General features: G+C 64.1%; 18 protein-coding genes. 8 read left to right on the forward strand and 10 right to left on the reverse strand.

Features of this window, described 5'->3' with window-relative positions; translation table 11 throughout:
* Window positions 1-3: 3 nt before the first annotated feature.
* On the forward strand, window positions 4-159 hold the full coding sequence (locus GO488_RS20240) for a DUF7535 family protein (RefSeq protein ID WP_422111224.1): 156 nt from the start codon (window positions 4-6) through the stop codon (window positions 157-159).
* A gap of 175 nt (window positions 160-334) precedes the next feature.
* On the opposite strand, the gene GO488_RS15700 is transcribed toward GO488_RS20240, so the two are convergent.
* Window positions 335-787 carry a MaoC family dehydratase gene (locus tag GO488_RS15700; RefSeq protein ID WP_162318794.1) on the reverse strand — a complete coding sequence of 151 codons (453 nt, stop codon included), beginning with the start codon at window positions 785-787 and terminating at the stop codon, window positions 335-337.
* 158 nt (window positions 788-945) lie between these two features.
* Here GO488_RS15700 and GO488_RS15705 point away from each other — a divergent pair, with 158 nt between their 5' ends.
* From GO488_RS15705 to gdhB, 3 genes are all read left to right on the forward strand, one after another.
* A complete protein-coding gene (locus GO488_RS15705) occupies window positions 946-3861 on the forward strand; it encodes a bacterio-opsin activator domain-containing protein (RefSeq protein ID WP_162318795.1) in 2916 nt (971 codons plus the stop codon).
* 110 nt (window positions 3862-3971) lie between these two features.
* Window positions 3972-4115, forward strand: coding sequence for a rubrerythrin-like domain-containing protein (locus GO488_RS15710; protein WP_162318796.1), 144 nt, complete (start codon window positions 3972-3974; stop codon window positions 4113-4115).
* Window positions 4112-5419, forward strand: a complete 1308-nt coding sequence (gene gdhB / locus GO488_RS15715) for a glutamate dehydrogenase GdhB (RefSeq protein WP_162318797.1) — start codon at window positions 4112-4114, stop codon at window positions 5417-5419. Before GO488_RS15710 ends, gdhB begins: the two co-directional genes overlap by 4 nt.
* Window positions 5420-5561: 142 nt before the next feature.
* On the opposite strand, the gene GO488_RS15720 is transcribed toward gdhB, so the two are convergent.
* On the reverse strand, window positions 5562-5918 hold the full coding sequence (locus tag GO488_RS15720) for a winged helix-turn-helix transcriptional regulator (RefSeq protein ID WP_162318798.1): 357 nt from the start codon (window positions 5916-5918) through the stop codon (window positions 5562-5564).
* A gap of 62 nt (window positions 5919-5980) precedes the next feature.
* On the opposite strand from GO488_RS15720, the gene GO488_RS19850 reads away from it, so the two are divergent.
* The 4 genes from GO488_RS19850 to GO488_RS15740 all read left to right on the forward strand — a co-directional run bounded on the left by GO488_RS19850 (window position 5981) and on the right by GO488_RS15740 (window position 8337).
* The gene (locus GO488_RS19850; RefSeq protein WP_194242923.1) at window positions 5981-6178 is read left to right on the forward strand and encodes a hypothetical protein; all 198 of its coding nucleotides are present in this window, start codon (window positions 5981-5983) and stop codon (window positions 6176-6178) included.
* A complete protein-coding gene (locus GO488_RS15730) occupies window positions 6178-6669 on the forward strand; it encodes a DoxX family protein (RefSeq protein WP_162318799.1) in 492 nt (163 codons plus the stop codon). The genes GO488_RS19850 and GO488_RS15730 overlap by 1 nt, the downstream gene beginning before the upstream one ends.
* Before the next feature lie 30 nt (window positions 6670-6699).
* A complete protein-coding gene (locus GO488_RS15735; RefSeq protein ID WP_162318800.1) occupies window positions 6700-7545 on the forward strand; it encodes a VOC family protein in 846 nt (281 codons plus the stop codon).
* 153 nt (window positions 7546-7698) lie between these two features.
* Window positions 7699-8337 carry a trimeric intracellular cation channel family protein gene (locus GO488_RS15740; protein WP_162318801.1) on the forward strand — a complete coding sequence of 213 codons (639 nt, stop codon included), beginning with the start codon at window positions 7699-7701 and terminating at the stop codon, window positions 8335-8337.
* Window positions 8338-8411: 74 nt separating this feature from the next.
* Here GO488_RS15740 and GO488_RS15745 read toward each other — a convergent pair whose 3' ends face one another.
* From GO488_RS15745 to GO488_RS15780, 8 genes are all read right to left on the reverse strand, one after another.
* Window positions 8412-8618: a hypothetical protein gene (locus tag GO488_RS15745; protein WP_162318802.1), complete on the reverse strand. Its 207-nt coding sequence runs from the start codon at window positions 8616-8618 to the stop codon at window positions 8412-8414.
* Window positions 8619-8853: 235 nt separating this feature from the next.
* Window positions 8854-9165, reverse strand: a complete 312-nt coding sequence (locus GO488_RS15750; protein ID WP_194242924.1) for a transcription initiation factor IIE subunit alpha family protein — start codon at window positions 9163-9165, stop codon at window positions 8854-8856.
* 156 nt (window positions 9166-9321) lie between these two features.
* On the reverse strand, window positions 9322-10056 hold the full coding sequence (locus tag GO488_RS15755; protein ID WP_162318803.1) for a helical membrane plugin domain-containing protein: 735 nt from the start codon (window positions 10054-10056) through the stop codon (window positions 9322-9324).
* Between the two features lie 2 nt (window positions 10057-10058).
* Window positions 10059-12350, reverse strand: a complete 2292-nt coding sequence (gene fdhF / locus GO488_RS15760) for a formate dehydrogenase subunit alpha (protein WP_162318804.1) — start codon at window positions 12348-12350, stop codon at window positions 10059-10061.
* On the reverse strand, window positions 12347-13312 hold the full coding sequence (locus tag GO488_RS15765; RefSeq protein WP_162318805.1) for a 2Fe-2S iron-sulfur cluster-binding protein: 966 nt from the start codon (window positions 13310-13312) through the stop codon (window positions 12347-12349). The genes fdhF and GO488_RS15765 overlap by 4 nt, the downstream gene beginning before the upstream one ends.
* Window position 13313: 1 nt before the next feature.
* Window positions 13314-14657: an NADH-ubiquinone oxidoreductase-F iron-sulfur binding region domain-containing protein gene (locus tag GO488_RS15770; protein WP_206674420.1), complete on the reverse strand. Its 1344-nt coding sequence runs from the start codon at window positions 14655-14657 to the stop codon at window positions 13314-13316.
* A gap of 435 nt (window positions 14658-15092) precedes the next feature.
* Window positions 15093-15905: an enoyl-CoA hydratase/isomerase family protein gene (locus GO488_RS15775; RefSeq protein WP_162318807.1), complete on the reverse strand. Its 813-nt coding sequence runs from the start codon at window positions 15903-15905 to the stop codon at window positions 15093-15095.
* Entirely contained in the window at window positions 15902-16786 is an 885-nt protein-coding gene (locus GO488_RS15780) for a 3-hydroxyacyl-CoA dehydrogenase family protein (RefSeq protein WP_162318808.1), read from the reverse strand. Before GO488_RS15780 ends, GO488_RS15775 begins: the two co-directional genes overlap by 4 nt.
* Window positions 16787-16802 lie beyond the last annotated feature (16 nt).

The raw sequence follows: 16802 nt of genomic DNA on the forward strand, positions 1-16802 counted from the left end.
GACATGGCGAGATCGATAAACCGTCCTCGACCAAACAGTTCGAATACCGGAATGCGTCTGATCGGATATCTGGTCGCTGCGCCGTTGGTACTCCTCCTCCTTCCGCTTCTCCCCGTTATAGTGCTCCTCTGGATCGGGGGCAAACTCACGGCAAGTTAAGGAAACGACCCAGTCACTAGGCCGGCTGCTCTAGCAGACAGAGCAGTTAGGGGCGAGACTGGGTCTCATTCGACGGCCGTGCTAAGTGGGACTGACCAATCCGCTTTTCGCTGTTTCAAGTGGGTAGGCTAGAGGCGGAAGACACTGCATGCGGGAATAGAGAGCCAGTCGGGACTCAGTCGGCACCACGACAGAGCACGATGGTCGTCGCGGTCCACGAGATCACTTCCTCGTCGTCCTGATTGTACGCGCGAGTCTGATTGCGCACGTAGCCCCGATCGTCGCGACTTCTCGACGCTCGGGTATCGAGAATTTCGTTTTCGACGGTGAGGGTGTCGCCAGCGTACACGGGCGTCGACCAAGATAGCGTATCTAACCCGGGCGAGCCGATACTCACCGTCTCACGGAGGAAGGCATCGGTGAGCAGTCGCATGCAGATACAGGCGGTGTACCAGCCACTGGCGATAATCTCTCCGAATACGTGGTTCGACGCCGCCTCCTCGTCGATATGTATCGGTTGCGGATCGTACCGCTCGGAGAACGCGACCATCTCCTCTTTCGGAACGGTGTAACTGCCGACGTCTCTTACTGTGCCCTCTTTGATGTCTTCGAAGTAGATCTCCGGCATCAAGCGAACGCTCGTCCGTGAGGACGATAAAACGAGTGACATCCTCTTGGCGTGAACGGAGGGGAAACAGTTCGTCACGTTACATATCCCGCGTCTCGTCCCTGAATGGTTATACACCAAACAGTTTTAGCTCTCTGTGGTTTGATGCTGAACAAGCAATGAGCGAACATCGCGGTTCAGAACGGCACCGAGACGGGGTCCCCCCGACCGTTCTCGAATCGTCGACCGTTTTGGTTGTCGGGTCGAGCGAGTGGCTCGCGGAATTCGCAACGACGCTCGACACCCGGATCGGTGCGACCGTACAGCAGGTTGAAACCAAAGCGGCGGCGATGGAGCTCGTCCGGGAGCGAGCGGCGGACTGTCTCATCAGCGAGTACGCGCTCGCGGAGACGACCGGCATCGAACTCCTCAGAGCGGTCCGCAGCGAAACCAGCACGCTGCCGTTTCTCCTCGTGACTACGGATGGAAGCGAAGCCGTTGCCAGCAGCGCCATCGAAGCCGGCGTCACCGATTATATCGCGCTTACGGATCCAGCCGAGCAGTTGCCCGACGAGCTCGTCACCCGAGCGGAACGCGCGATTCGGTCCGCACAGCGGTCGGCCACGCGACGAGAACGCGCGAGACAGTTCGACGCGATCTTCGACGACACGCGGACGGCGACCTGGGTACTGGACCCGGATGGGTCACTCGCCCGCGTGAACCAGACGGCACGGGAGATGATCGACGCGGATATCGACGCGGTCGTCGGCGAGCCGTTCTGGACACTTCCGTGGTGGTCGCGCCCGGACGGCACAAACAAGGATATCCAACAACTCGTGGAGAAGGCGCTCGACGGGTCGTTCGGCAGTGCGGTCGTCCTACAGCCGCCACACGTCGACGATCCGCGCGTCGTCGACCTCTCCGTACGTCCCGTCGAAAACGAGCGTGGCGACCCCGTCTCGGTCGTCGTCGAAGGCGTCGACGTCACCGAACGCGTCGACCTCGAACGGAACCTCCGCCAGTCGGAGGAGCTCCATCGCGTCACGCTCAATAACATGACCGATACGATCCTCATCACGGACGAGGACGGGGAATACACCTACGTCTGTCCCAACGTCCACTTCATCTTCGGGTACACGGCCGCGGAGATCCGGGAACTCGGCGCGATCGACGACCTCCTCGGCGGCGACCTCTTCGACCGGGAAGAACTCGCCGAGAACGGGATCCTCAAGAACATCGAGACCACGGTGACGGACAAAGCCGGGCGCGAACACACGCTGCTCGTCAATGTTCGGGAGGTCTCGATCCAGGACGGCACGCTCCTCTTCAGCTGTCGGGACATCACGAAACGGAAACAACGGGAGGAGGCCCTCGCGACGCTCCACGAAACGGCCCGCGATTTCCTCTACGCCGAGACGCACCGGGAGATCGCTCAGCACGTCGTCGACGACACCCCGGGGGTACTCGATCTCGATGCGAGTGCCGTCTATCTCTTCGACGGCGATACCAACGAACTCAGGCCCGCGGCGCACTCGGCGACGATGAAAGAGCTCAACGGGCCGCTCCCGACCGTTCCCGCGAACGGCGAGACGCTTCCGAGCCACAGCTTCGTCGAGGACGAAGTGCTGTTCTTCGACGACGTCCACGATTCGGACCGACTCGAAAACCGGGCGACCGACCTCCGAAGCGCGGCCTACATCCCGCTCGGCAACCACGGCGTGTTCGTCGCCGGCTCGGACCGAGTCGGCATCTTCGATGCGGTGACCCGAGAGTTAGCTGACCTACTCGCTGCAACCGCCGAGGCGGCCCTCGACCGCGTCACGCGCGAGTCCCGACTCCGCGAACAGGATCGCACGTTGCAAACGCGAAACGAGCAACTGACCGCGCTGAACCGCATCAACGAGACGATTCGGGAGATCGACCAAGCGCTCGTGCAAGCGGAGACGCGCGAGGAGATCGATCACACGGTCTGTGAACTCCTGACTGCCGACGACCGGTTCCGGTTCGCCTGGATCGGCACGGTCGACCCGGCGAGCGAGAGCCTCGAGCCGCGGGCTTGGGCGGGCACCGAACGGGGCTACCTAGATAGCCAATCGTTCGACATCGCCGAGTCGGAGGCGGAACCGGCCGGTCGAACCGCAGCCACCGGTAACGTGACGATGGTGACGAACGTCGCTGCCGGGCTCCGCGAGGAAGCGTGGCGGAAGGACGCTCTCTCTCGGGACTACCTCTCCGTCCTCGGCATCCCGCTCGTCTACAACGATCTCACGCACGGCGTCCTGACGGTGTACGCACCGACGCAAGACGCGTTCGACGAGACGACGAAAGCGGTCCTCACGGAACTCGGCGACACCATCGCGTCGGCCCTCAGTGCGATCGAGCGGAAGAACGCGTTGCTCACGACGTCGATGACACGCGTCGAGTTCGCCATCGACGATTCCTCGTTCGTCCTCTCACGGCTCGCACGGGAGACGGAGTGCACCCTCTCGTACCAGGGCGGCGTCCAGCAATCGACGGACGGCAGCTACGTGTTCGTGACCGTCGACGACGGGGCGGTAACCGACGTTGCGGACGCCGCCTCGCAGTTGGTGGGTATCGACGCGGTACGACAGATCAGCGCGGATACCGAAGGAGGCGTGCTGCAGCTCCGACTCACACAGCCGTTCCTCGCCTTAGATCTGGCCGATCACGGTGCCGTCTTCCGTGAAGCGACTGCTGGGCCGACGACGACGACGCTCGTTATCGACATTCCGGAGAGCATCGACGTCCGAACGATCGCGCGGCTCGTCCGCGAAACGTTCACCGGTGTCGAGCTCCGTGCCAAGCAGACGCTCGATCAGACCGCGGAACACGACCTCTACTCGAAGTTCCTCGAGGCGGTGACGGACCGGCAGCTGGAAGTGATTCAGACGGCGTACTACAGCGGGTTCTTCGAATCGCCGCGCGAGAACACGGGCGAGGAGATCGCGGCGATGCTCGACATCTCCCCACCCGCGTTCTATCAGCACGTCCGGACCGTCCAGCGGAAACTGTTCGCCGCGCTATTCGAGGAGAACGAACTCTCGGTAGCGGCTTCTACGAGGGCGGTTGAATAACGAACCCGTTAGCTGGATCGGGGCTAGGTACTCAACCCCCAGATATTCCCTTATACACTTATTACACCTATAACGAGTACCCCGCCGCTACGGGGCGCTCGTGACCTACAATGAGAGATGTCAACCCGAAATCGGACGAAGAGACGCCGTACGAATGCTTCGAGTGTGGCAGTATTATCGTCGCAGAGAACGATCCCGGCCAGTGTCCTGATTGCGGTGGCCCGATGCGAAACCGCCTGACAGCACTCGAATGACGATGGCATCGGAGACCGAGAGCGTCCACGACGAATCCGGCGACGCTTCGGCGGAGTCGACCGGCCCGGAGTCCGCGCTCGAAACTGCTCGACGACAGCTCTACCACGCGGCCGATCACCTCGACATCGACCGGAACATCGTCGAACGGCTCAAACATCCGAAGAAAGTCCACGAGGTGACAGTCCCCATCGAGCGAGACGACGGGTCAGTCGAAGTGTTCACGGGCTATCGCGCCCAGCACGACAGCGTGAGAGGGCCGTTCAAAGGCGGGCTTCGGTATCACCCCGAAGTCACTCGGGACGAGTGTGTCGGCCTCGGCATGTGGATGACCTGGAAATGTGCCGTGATGGACCTCCCCTTCGGCGGTGCCAAAGGCGGCGTCGCGGTCAATCCGAAGGAATTGAGTGACGAGGAAAAGGAGCGGCTCACCCGACGATTCGCGCAGGAACTGCGCGACAACATCGGACCCAATCAGGACATTCCCGCTCCCGACATGGGTACCGACCCGCAGACGATGGCATGGTTGATGGACGCCTATTCGATGCAGGAGGGCGAGACGACGCCGGGCGTCGTCACCGGGAAACCGCCGGTCGTCGGCGGGAGCGAAGGGCGCGAGGAGGCCCCCGGACGGAGCGTAGCGATCATCACGCAGTTGGTGTGTGAGTACTACGACCGGCGACTCGAGGACACGACCGTCGCGATTCAGGGCTACGGGAGCGTCGGAGCGAATGCGGCCCGCCTCCTCGACGAGTGGGGTGCGACCGTCGTCGCGGTTAGTGACGTGAACGGGGCGATGTACGAGCCGGACGGGATCGAGACGGCGGCCGTCCCATCACACGACGAGGAACCGGAGGCCGTCACTACGTACGCCGACACCGTGATATCGAACGACGAGCTGCTCACGCTCGACGTCGACGTCCTCGTTCCGGCCGCCTTGGGGAACGTGATCACCGAGGAGAACGCGGACGCGATCGCGGCGGACTTCGTCGTGGAAGGCGCGAACGGTCCGACGACCCCGACGGCCGATTCGATTCTCGCGGAGCGGGACATCGCCGTGATTCCCGACATCCTCGCCAACGCCGGCGGTGTTACGGTCAGTTACTTCGAGTGGCTCCAGGACATCAACCGGCGAGCCTGGTCGCTCGAACGAGTCAACGACGAACTCGAAGCGGAGATGCAGGCCGCCTGGGACGCGGTTCGATCCGAGTTCGAACGGCGCGACGTCACCTGGCGCGATGCGGCGTACATCGTCGCGCTCTCACGGATCGCGGACGCACACGAAGCGCGTGGACTGTGGCCGTAAACGAGCGGTCACGTTTCTTCCCCGTGGACGCGTATTCCGTTCTCGTTGCAGTCGTGTGACCCGTCCCAGGGTCACGTCGTGCGAGAGCGACGTTCTCTCGGTAGCACGAGACGACAGGTCGCCTCGGACGATCCGAGGCGGTTCACTCGAGCCAGTCGGTTCCCCACTCGTCTAGGGCGTCGAACACCGGACAGAGGTCACCGCCCTTTTCGGTCAACGAGTAGTAACTGGCGACCGGCGACGCCAACTCCTTGCGATTCTCGACGAATCCCTCCGTCTCCAGGCCGTCGAGGACGCGAGAGAGCGTATAGGAACTCGCCCCCGTCGACCGTTTGAGTTCGTTGAACCGCTTTTCCCCGCCCCGTAAGTCGTTGAGGACGATGAGTTTCCACTTCGACCCGACCGCTTCCACTGCGCCAACGACGGTACAGACGTCCGCGTTCCGCCGTTCGACGTCGGTCGGTTCCTCACCGTCCCCCTCCGATGGTTGGGTCGCCATAACCTGGTTACATGCTTGTCGCCTGAACTATATGTGGGTTTGCATTCAAACTAGATACTGTAATGGAACTACGAAGCGAGACGGTACTCGTTCTCGGTGCCACCGGGAACGCGGGCCCGAACGTGACGGACCAGTTTGTCGACCAAGGTGCCGCCGCCGCAGATCGCACGTTGGCCGAGTCACTTGACGCCGAACTCGCGGCCCGCGTCGCGGACCGGGTCGTTCAGACGACCGGCGGGCAATCGGTGGTGGAGAGCTAATGGTCGAGAGCGCGCCACAGCGGCGCTCCTCCGAGACGGCGACGCAGTGGAGCCTGGCCTTCGTTCGACTGGCCCTCGGGATTCCGATGTTGGTCGGCGGCGTCGGCAAAGTCTTCGCAGTCGGGCCGAAAGCGATGGGGATCTCCGGCTTCGCGGGCTTCTTGGGAGGTCTCGGCGTTCCGCTCCCCGCGGTTGCGGCGTGGGGTGTCGGTCTCCTCGAACTCCTCGGTGGCGTCTTGTTGGTAGCCGGCTTGGCCGTTCGAATCACGAGCGCGTTAGTCGCCATCGACATGCTCGTTGCCACAGTGCTCGTCCATCTTCCCAACGGGTATCCAGCCGCGGGCAGCGGGATCGAGTTGACGCTCACGCTGGCCTTGATCGCGGTAGCACTCGCCTTGAGTGGCCCCGGAGCGCTGTCGGTAGAGCGTGCGCTGTTCGAACAGGCAGGTCGCTCCCGCGAGTCGTCTCAGGCGGGGACCACAGACAGATAAGCGCTGCTCACGTCCCGTACTATGACCTCAATGAACTCGAACGAACTCCCGCAAAACGCACGTATCGGACGAACCGCACTCCGTGTCAATGACCTCTCTGAGCTGACCGAGTTCTACCGAGATATCGTCGGGCTCAGCGTGCTTCGGCAATCCGACGCTCGGACCGTCCTCGGTGCTGCGGGCACACCGCTCCTCGTCTTGGAGGGTGCTGAGGATGCGCTCGAACGACACCAGTCGAGTACGGGACTCTTTCACAACGCGTTCCGCGTTCCCTCGCGTGAGGCGTTAGGTGACGCGTTAGCCCGCATTCGGGAGCACTGGCAGCTGGGCGGCGCGTCCGATCACGGCGTCAGCGAAGCGTTGTACCTGACTGACCCGGAGGGCAATGGCATCGAGATTTACCGAGACTACCCGCGTGAAGGCTGGCCGCGCAGTGAGGACGGGCGTATTCAGATGGGGACGTATCCCCTCGACCTCGAGGCGGTGGAAGCCGCTGCCACGGGTGACTCGGGACTCCCTCCAGAGACGGACCTCGGACACGTACACCTCGAAGTGTCCTCGCTGGAGACGTTCGACGACTTCTACGTGGACACTCTCGGATTCGCGGTCCAAACGGAGATGCCGGCCGCGCTCTTCGTCGGTGCTGGCGGCTACCATCACCACATCGGGGCGAACACGTGGAACCATCGGACGGGCCCGGTCAGCGGGCGGGGACTGTCGTGGTTCGAGCTACTCGTCCCAGAACGGGCAGCGCTCGAGGCAATTCAGGATCGTCTCGAAGCCAGCGATGTTCCGTTCACCGAGACAGACGGCGGTCTCGTCGTTCGCGATCCCGACGAAATTGAAGTTCGCATTCGGGTCGAAACAGACCGATAGCGCAGCCCACCGTCTTCGGATGGCGGGCCCAGAGGGCCGTCGCCGCCCACTATCGACATTCGAGACTCCATCTCGGCTACCCGAACACGCCGCACTCACCCTCGAAGCGACAGATTCAATCAGGCGCTCCGAGTACGGAAACCACAGTAACTGATGCTAGATAGCTCGCTGTTTTGGGTCGTAAATGCCGTTGGACTGGCGGCTTTCGCGCTTGTCGGCGCTAGCAAAGCCATTCGAGAGGGCTTTGATCCGTTCGGTGTAACAGTCGTCGGACTCGTGACTGCGTTCGGGGGCGGAACGACACGGGACCTCCTCGTTTTGCGCGTTCCGCTCTCCCTCCAGACGCTCACGAACATCGGTTTCGGGATGCTGGGTGTGATTCTGGCCGTAGTTCTCTCGGTGTATCTCAGGGACCCCGACCGCCATCCGTTTTCGCTCGCCGCCGATGCGATCGGGCTCGGTGCGTTCGCGACGACGGGTGCGATCGTCGCGACGAACGTCGGGGTATCTCCGTTCGGGGTGATCGCTATCGCGACGATCAACGCCGTCGGTGGCGGGGCGTTCGCAGATATTCTGCTCGACCGGCCACCGTTTATCCTCCTCGAGGATTTCTATGCGAGTTGCGCGCTGCTCGGTGGGTGTACTTACTGGGTGATCTCGATGACCGCCGGAGGGGGGCTCCTCGCGGCCGGTGGGTGCGCTGGGATCACAGTCGGAACGCGGCTCGTCGCAGTCCGATACGAGTGGGAGCTTCCCAATATTCGGGAGTACACGATAGACACTACCCGTTGAGGCCAATCTTCGATCGGTGAGTCGCTTTGATATTGGCGTCCGGACCCGCTCACTACGCCGAACACAGTTGCTGCTCAGACCGCAGCAACCCGGTTCGTTCCGTCGTCGAATGCTGTGTCTTCCGGCACTAGGGCGACCACGAGAGACTCGACATGGTCCTCGAAACACTCGACGAGCAGAGCGATCCGATGCGAGTCGATCGCTTCCAGCGAATCCACCAGCGCGAACGGCACTGTCTCGTGGAGGTCGAACGCGTTCTTCTCTCCTTTCTGCTGACTCACGAGGGGTTGTCCGACGCTCACCCTCGGTCAGCCATTCACTGATGCTACCCTTTTCGTTTCTAATTCGCGAATCAGGCGTTCGATACCGGCAATATCGACGAGACACGCGATTAGCTTGCGCAGATCGCCGCCGCCAGCGACAGACCGGCGAGATTCGCTGGTCTCGACCAGAAGCGCGAAGCGATCGGCGACTTCGGGGTCCTCGAAGTAACCCGCACCATCGATCTCGACTGCGTCATCTGCTCGAGTGGGCGTCCGTTCGCACGTACTCGGGCTGATCTGTCGTCGTCTCCTGGGAGGTATCCGCGATCGAATAGACGCTCTGTCGAGCGTCTCCGAGTTTGGTCCGTGAGGTGATCTCGTCCGCCGCTTCGAGCCGATGGACCGCGGACCGAACTGTCCGCTGGACGAGCGCGGTCTTCTCTACGAGCTGTTTTTGCGTGAGTTCTCCCTCGTACTGAAGCGTCTTGTAGACGAGCTTCGCACTCGGTGAGAGATCTTCGATAGACGCGCGCTGACCCTCGGACCCGCTGGACTTCTGCGTCATGTACTGAGTTGTTCTGTCGAGGCCAGTTTGTCTTATCGATTCTCGGCTATCGCTCGAAACCGAGTTCGTCTACGGACTCCCGATTTCCGTCGCGTGTCAGCTGACAGCCGATGGAACGGGACGGGCAGACTGTTCCGCGGCCTATCGGTCTCGTACTCATCGTCGCCGTATTCGGCTTCCCAGGGCCGTCAGAAGCTCGACGACGAACCCGAGCCCTGCGCGAGCGTCCCGTGATCGAAGGCGACTGAGCAGTCCCAACGGCCCGACCGATTCGGAATCGCGCTGCGCCTCACCGAGCGCCGAGAGCATCGCGTTCAGACCCGCTGCAGTGTCGGCGTCTATCTCCAGCGTCGAGAGCGTGGTCGCCAGCTCGACCAGTTCTTCGAGGTGGTTCTCACGCTGTAGCTCGAGGAGCATCTCGAGGGTCTCGATCATCTCTCCTCCCCCTTCCTCGAGGACCGTGGCCAAGTCGCTGATCTCCTCAGCGGAGAGCGAATCCGAGAAAGCGGTCGCTATCGCAACGAGGTCGTCGAGGTCGCCAGTTCGCTGGAGCGCGACCACGGTGTCGAGTGCGTCCGCGAGTTCGCTCGCGTTCGCTCCGACGTCGGCGGCGAGCTCGGCCGTCTCTCGGGTCGAGATCCCGTCTGCCGCCTCGAGAAGGTTGGCCGACGACGCCGTGAGATGCGCTATCTCGTCCTCGTCGGCCGTGGCGAGCATCAGTATCGCCGTCTCGAGCGCGTCTTCGGCTTCGTCAGTTCGCTCGACCGCCGCTGCCAGCGCTTCGCCGTGGCGATCGAGTACTTCACGGAGCGCCGCCTCGCCGTCGCCAGTCTCTAATCGGCGTTCTCCGTTAGTGGCGTCGTTCGGGTAGACGTCTGTGGGGTTAGCCATCGTCAGTCGCCCCCTTCGAGCGCCTCTGGGCGGTCGGTTACTTCACGAGTGGGGGTCCGTTCTCCCAGAGCGCCGTCGTCTGCGGGAGCGATCCGGACCGCGGAGACCTTGAACTCGGGAGTCGCCGCCGACGGATCGAGGCGGGTTTCGTCGGTGAGCCGGTTGACAGCGCTCTCGGCGAAGTGAATCGGCGCGAAGAGCGTCTCCGGCCCGACGCGGTCGGTCACCTGTGCGGGGACGGTGATCTCGCCCCGCCTGGATTCGACGGTCACCGCGTCACCGCTCTCGATGCCGTACGCTTCTGCCGTCGCTGGATTGACTTCGACGAAGTCGCTCGGCGTGTACTCCATGATTCCCTCCTCGCGGTGAGTCATCGTCCCCGTGTGGTACTGGTAGAGGACGCGGCCGGTCGTCAGCGTGAACGGGTACTCCTCGTCGGGCGTTTCGGCGGGTTCGCTGTAGCCGACCGCCTGCAGATGGGCCTTCCCGTCGTCCGTGTTGAACTCGTCTTCGTACAACCGCTCCGTCCCCGGGTGGTTCTCGTCCCAACAGGGCCACTGGAGACCGCCCTCGTTCTCGACTCGGTCGTGAGTCACGCCGCCGTAAAGCGGCGTCAGCGAGTTCACTTCCTCCATGATCTCGGCCGTCGAGTCGTAGTCCCAGTCGCGTCCCATCCGACCGGCGAGGTCCTGCAGAATCCGCCAGTCGGGACGGGAGTCCCCTTTCGGTTCCATCACCCGATTGACCTTCTGCACGGTCCGGTCGGTGTTCGTGAACGTCCCCGTCTTCTCGACGAACGAACAGGCCGGGAGGACGACGTCGGCGTACTTCGCAGTCTCGGTGACGAAGAGGTCCTGCACCGCGAGGAACTCTAAGTTCTCCAGCACCTCCTCGGCGTGATTCACCCCCGGTTCGGAGAGGGCGGAGTTCTCGCCGATGATGTACATGCCGCGGAGGTTTCCCTCGTCGGCTTCGAGAAACATCTGCGTGGTGTAGTACCCGTACTCCGGGGAGATGTCGCAGTCCCACGCGTCCTCGAACTTCGCTCGGACCTCGTCGTCGGCGATATCCTGATACCCCGGGAAACTGTCGGGGAGCGGCCCCATGTCGCCACCGCCGCCCTGCACGTTGTTCTGGCCGCGGAACGGCGAGACGCCCGCGCCGGGCTTGCCGAGATTCCCGGTCACCGCCGCGAGGTTCGCCATCGCCATGACGTTCTCCGTCCCGTGGGAGTGCTCGGTCAGGCCGAGCGTCCAGCCGAACACGCAGGTGTCCGCCGCCGCGATCGTCTCGGCGGCCGACGCGATCTCCTCGGGCGGGACGCCGGTCACCTCTCGGACGCGCTCGGGCGTGAACTCTCGCACCGCCTCGGAGACCGCTTCGAAACCGGTCGTCCGCTCTTCGACGAAGGATTCGTCGTAGAGGTCGTTCTCGACGATGTAGCGCGTGATGCCGTTTATCCAGACCGCGTCGTAGCCCGGGTTGACGCGGCTGTACTGGGTCGCGTACTCGGCGATCTGGACCTCGCGGGGGTCGAAGACGAGCAGGTCCGCGCCGTCGCGGACGTTCTGCTTGATGCGCGTCCCGATGACGGGATGGGCCTCCGTGGTGTTCGACCCGGTGATGAGATAACAGTCGGTCGATTCGATGTCGTCCATGTTCACCGAGGCCGCGCCGTAGCCGTACGTCCGGGCGAGGCCGGCGACTGTCGATGAGTGACAGAGGCGGTTGCAGTTGTCGATGCTGTTGGTACCCAACACCTGGCGGGCGAACTTGCCCATCAGGTAATTGTCCTCGTTGGTCGCTTTCGAGGAGGCGATGACCGACAGCGACTCGCCGCCGTGTTCGTCCTTGATCCGGGATAGTCCCTCGGCCACGCGTTCGAGAGCCTCGTCCCACGTCGCTGTCCGGAACTCCCCGCTCTCGTCGCGGACGAGCGGCGACGTCAGTCGGTCGTCCGAGTTGACGAAGTCGTACCCGAACTTGCCCTTTACGCAGGTGGAGATGCCGTTGACCGGCGCGTCCTCTTCGGCCGTCGGGCGCGCGGCGAGGATCTCCTCGCCGTCCGAGTAGAGGTCGAACCGACAGCCGACCGCGCAGTAGCCACAGGTGGTGTCGGCGACGTTCAGTTCTTCGAGTCGCTTGTCGCCGACCGACTGGGCGATCTCGAACAGTTTCCCCTCCGGCAGCGTCTCCGCGGCGACGCCTTCCGCGAAGTGCTCGACGTTCTGGATCGCTCGATCTTTGGCCTGTTGCATATACCCCGCCACCCCGTCCATCTCGTCGTCACTCATGGCCACTCACCGCTGTTCGCATCGTCCGTCCAGACGTCGGTCTCGTCGGTCCCTTCGTCGTCGCTCGTCGACGCTTCGCTCGGTGGCGTGTCGCTCGTCGGCTCTTTGTCGTGTTTCTTCGGTGTCATCGGGCCGGTGGACGACCCGGAGCTTTCGTGGACCTTACCGATACTGTTTTTCTGCGTGAACCCGGGTAACGGAAGCGTCGTGGCGTCTTCGATGCCCTTCTCGACGAGCGACCCGGTCGGACAGACGGTCGCGCAGTGGCCACAGGAGACACACGCCGAGTCGTCCATCGTCTCGGCGTCGCTCTGAAACCCGATGCGCGTGTCTTTTCCGGACCCTTCCATGCGGAGGACGCCCTCGACCTGCACGTCGTTGCAGGCCTCGACGCAGCGGTTACAGAGGATACACTTGTTCCGGTCGATCTGGATGAACGACGAGGAGTCGTCCAGCGGCTCGTACTCGCCCCGGTCGTCGAGGACGCCGTAGCGGGGCTCCTCGACCTCCTGTTCGATCGCCGCGTCCTGCAGTTCACAGCGGCCGTTCTTCCCACAGGTGGTACAGCGGAGGTTGTGGTCCGAGAGGACCAGATCGAGGTTCACGTCCCGCGCTTCCGAAGCGGCGTCCGCATCGGTTCGGATAGTCATGTCCTCCTCGGGCGGAAAGCTACAGGCCGGGACGACGCCGTGGGCGTCGGTCTCGACCATACAGGTGCGACACTCGCTGCGCGGACCGATCTCCTCTCGGCCGTAGTGACACAGCGCGGGGACGGATTCCTCGGTATCGACGGCCTCTACGGCGTCGATAAGGGTCGATTCCGGCGGAATCGTCACCGCCGTCCCGTCGACGGTCACGGTGACCGACTCCTCGCTTCTGACCGGCGGGTCGGTCGCCGTCCCCGGTGCGATCTCCTCTGTCAGTGGCGGTGCATCCGTCGTCGCTTGGTTCTCCGAACTCATGTTACGAGACCTCTATCGCGTTGTCACAGCTGCCGGCCGGACAGCGCCCGTCCGCGTGCGCCCGAAACTCCGCTTCGAACACGTCGATGGCCGTCCGGGCCGGACGGGCGGCCTGAACGCCGAACGCACAGATACTCGACGTCTCCATGACGCGAACCAGTTCCGCGATGCGGTCGGGGGCGTACTCGCCGTCGTAGACGTCGCGGAGCAGGTCCGTCAACTGCGTCGTTCCCTCTCGGCACGGTACGCACCGACCGCAGTTCTCCTCGGACGCGAACCGAGCCAGTCGTCCGACGAATCCGACGATACATCGGTCCGCGGAGAGCACTTTGATCGTGCCGTCCGTCCCGAGTTCCGCCTGCGAGAGCGAGTGCGGGTCGACGGCGACGTCGAGGTCTCGGGTCAGTCCGCCGAACCGACCACCGACGCAAGCGGCTTTGACCGTCCCCTCCACGGAGACGGCCGAGAGCGCTTCGGAGATCGTCCCCGACTCGGGGAGCTCTATCGTCGCGGGCGCGGCGACGTCACCCGTCAGCGTCAGTACGCGGGAGGCCGGTGGCGATTTCCGGCGGAGCGCTACCGAGAGATTCGCGAGCGTTCTGGGGGTGTGAACCAGCGTCGGACGCCCGTGCACTCCCACGTCCTCCAGATCGGGCGGTCGGAGTCGGGCCTCCAGTCGATGGTTCCCCTCGATGGCCTCGACGGCCATCGTCGGCTCGGCCGCCCGGTAGTCCGCGGGGCCCGTCACCACGTCCAGCGGCGTCTGGAGGTTCGGGTGGTCGTCTACCGCCGTTCGGAGCGTCTCGACGGGTCGCTCGTCGTCGGCCGATGCGTACACGACCACCCGGTCGATATCGGCGGCGCGGGCGACGGCGGCCACGCCGTCCAGCACCTCGAACGGAGCGCTCGCCAGCAACACCGCGTCACCGTCGTTCCCGTGGCCGTTCACGACGAGCGTCGTCTCCTCGTCCGCGTCGCGGACGGTCTGCCACGCGTCCGCCACGAGTTCGTCGTGACAGGCGTCCCCCCACCCTCTGCCACGGAGCTGTCGCCCGATTTCCAGCACCGTCGCGGGTTCCGTGTCGGGGAATCCGCCGGCCCGCTCGTGGTCCGACGGACTCGCCGGTCGCCGCCACCCGCAGCCGCCGAGTACGTCCCGCACGCCCGTACTCAGTCCGGACGCCTCGGGAACTGGAAGCCGGGTCGCCTCGGGGTCGTGTTCGGCGACGGCGTCCGGTGTACCGGGCGGCCCGCCGTCAGATTCGCCGGCCCGTTCGATGATTTCCTCGATCCGTTCGGGGGAACACCGCGTGTAGAACGCGGTTCGGCCGCGGCGAGTCGCCATGACGAGCGGCTCGATCGCCCGTACGCCCGTCGTTCCTACTCCCGCAACGATACCGTCCGCGGTCGCGTTCGTTTCTGAGAGCAGCCGCGGTGAGTCCCTGGCGGCTACCCGTACGACTGTCTCGTCGGCAGTTACGATAGCGCTCATGTATTGCTGGCTTTGGGTGTGACTATCATGCACTACGATACCGCGTCGGAAGCGAGGCTTCGGCGGTCTCGATACTCATCGGCCGGTCGACCGTCGCTGTCGAAGAAGTGAAACAGGAACGGATCGCCCCGCGAGACAGCGACGGAAGCACATGGACAGACACTTGGTAAGCGTTCGGTACGGCAGAGCTGGGTACGAGTGCCAGCCAGCGGTACGAGTACCGTTCCTGCGTTCGTTCATCATCTTCCGGGTGCATATACGTGGCGGTATCGCGCCGCTGAATCCGGTTCATTCCCCTTTCCACTCGGGCTCTCGATCCTCGAAGAAGGCGTCGATACCCTCGTCCTTGTCCTCGGTCGCGAACAGCTGGGCGAACAGCTCGGCCTCGTACTCGATGCCGTTGTCCAGATTCATCCGTGACGCGGCCCGGACGCTCTCCTTGGCGTATCGGAGCGCGACGGGGCTCTTCTCGGCGATGGAGGTCACGACGTCCGAGACGCAGTCGTCGAACCCCTCAGGGTCGCTCACCTCGTCGACGAGCCCGATGTCGTGGGCCTCGTCCACGTCGATGAGATCGCCCGTCAGGATGAGCTTCATCGCCTGCCCCTCCCCGATCAGTCGGGGGAGCCGCTGCGTGCCGCCGCCGCCGGGAATGATGCCGAGGTTGATCTCCGGCTGGCCGAGCTTGGCCCCGCGCTGGGCGATTCGGATGTCGCAGGCGGTCGCGAGTTCGAGGCCGCCTCCGAGCGCGTGTCCGTTGATGCGAGCGACCATCGGCGTCTGCAGGTCCGCGACGGTCTCGTAGATCCGGGGGCGCTCGCTCGCGTCGCGCTGTTCGAGCATCCCCCGGTCGCGGAATTCGCTCACGTCCGCACCGGCGACGAAGGCGTTACAGTCCTCGGAGCCGGTGATCACGCCGACGCGGGCGTCGGAGTCCTCGACCGCCTCAAGGACCTCGGTCAGCTCCGCACGAACGGTCCCGTTCAGCGCGTTCCGTGCGTCCGGCCGGTCGATGGTGACCGTGGCGGTGCCCTCCCCGTCTCGGTCGACGCGAATCGTCTCGTAGTCCGCCTCCAGAACGGCCGCCGGGTCGTCGGTCATCGGTCACCCCACTGCCCGCTCATCGAGACGCGTTCGCCGTCCTCCCAGACGTAGAACCCCTCGCCGGCTTTCTGTCCGGTCTTGCCGGCGCGAACCTTCCGCTTCAGCAACTGCGGCGGTTTGAACCGCTCGCCCAGTTCCTCTCGGAGGTACTCGAGGATGTCGAGACGGACGTCCAGTCCCACGACGTCCGTGAGTTCGAGGGGGCCCATCGGATGGTTGTACCCGAGTTCCATCGCGGCGTCGATGTCCTCCGGCGACGCGACGCCCTCCTCGACCATCCGGATCGCCTCGACGCCGAGCGTGACGCCGAGCCGGGACGACGCGAATCCCGGCGTGTCGCGTATGACGACCGGCGTCTTGTCGATGCTCTCGATGTAGTCCACGGCGAACTCCCGCGTGCGGTCGGCCGTCCGTTCCGCGACGATGGTCTCGACCAGCGACATGATGTGGACCGGGTTGAAGAAGTGCAGGCCGACGAACTGCTCCGGCCGGTCGAGCGTGCTCGCCAGCTCGGTCACCGAGAGCGACGAGGTGTTGGTCGCGAGGACGACGTCATCCTCGACGGCCTCCTCGGCCTCCGAGAGGACGCTCTTCTTCAGGTCGACCTTCTCGGGGACGGCCTCGACGACGAGGTCGGTCCCCGCGACGGCGGTCGACAGATCCGTCTCCGGCGTGATGCGTCCGAGCGTCTCCGTCTTCTCTTCCTCCGTGACCTTCCCGCGTTCGACGCCGCCGTCGAGGTTCGATTCGATGGCGTCGATGCCGTCGGCGACGAGGTCGTCGTCGAGGTCCCGAAGCGTGACGTCGTGGCCGGCCATCGCACTGACCTGTGTGATACCGTGGCCCATGGTGCCGGCACCGAGTACTGTTACCCGCATATGTACGAACGACACA

Source organism: Haloarcula limicola, assembly GCF_010119205.1.
Taxonomy (GTDB): Archaea; Halobacteriota; Halobacteria; order Halobacteriales; family Haloarculaceae; genus Haloarcula; species Haloarcula limicola.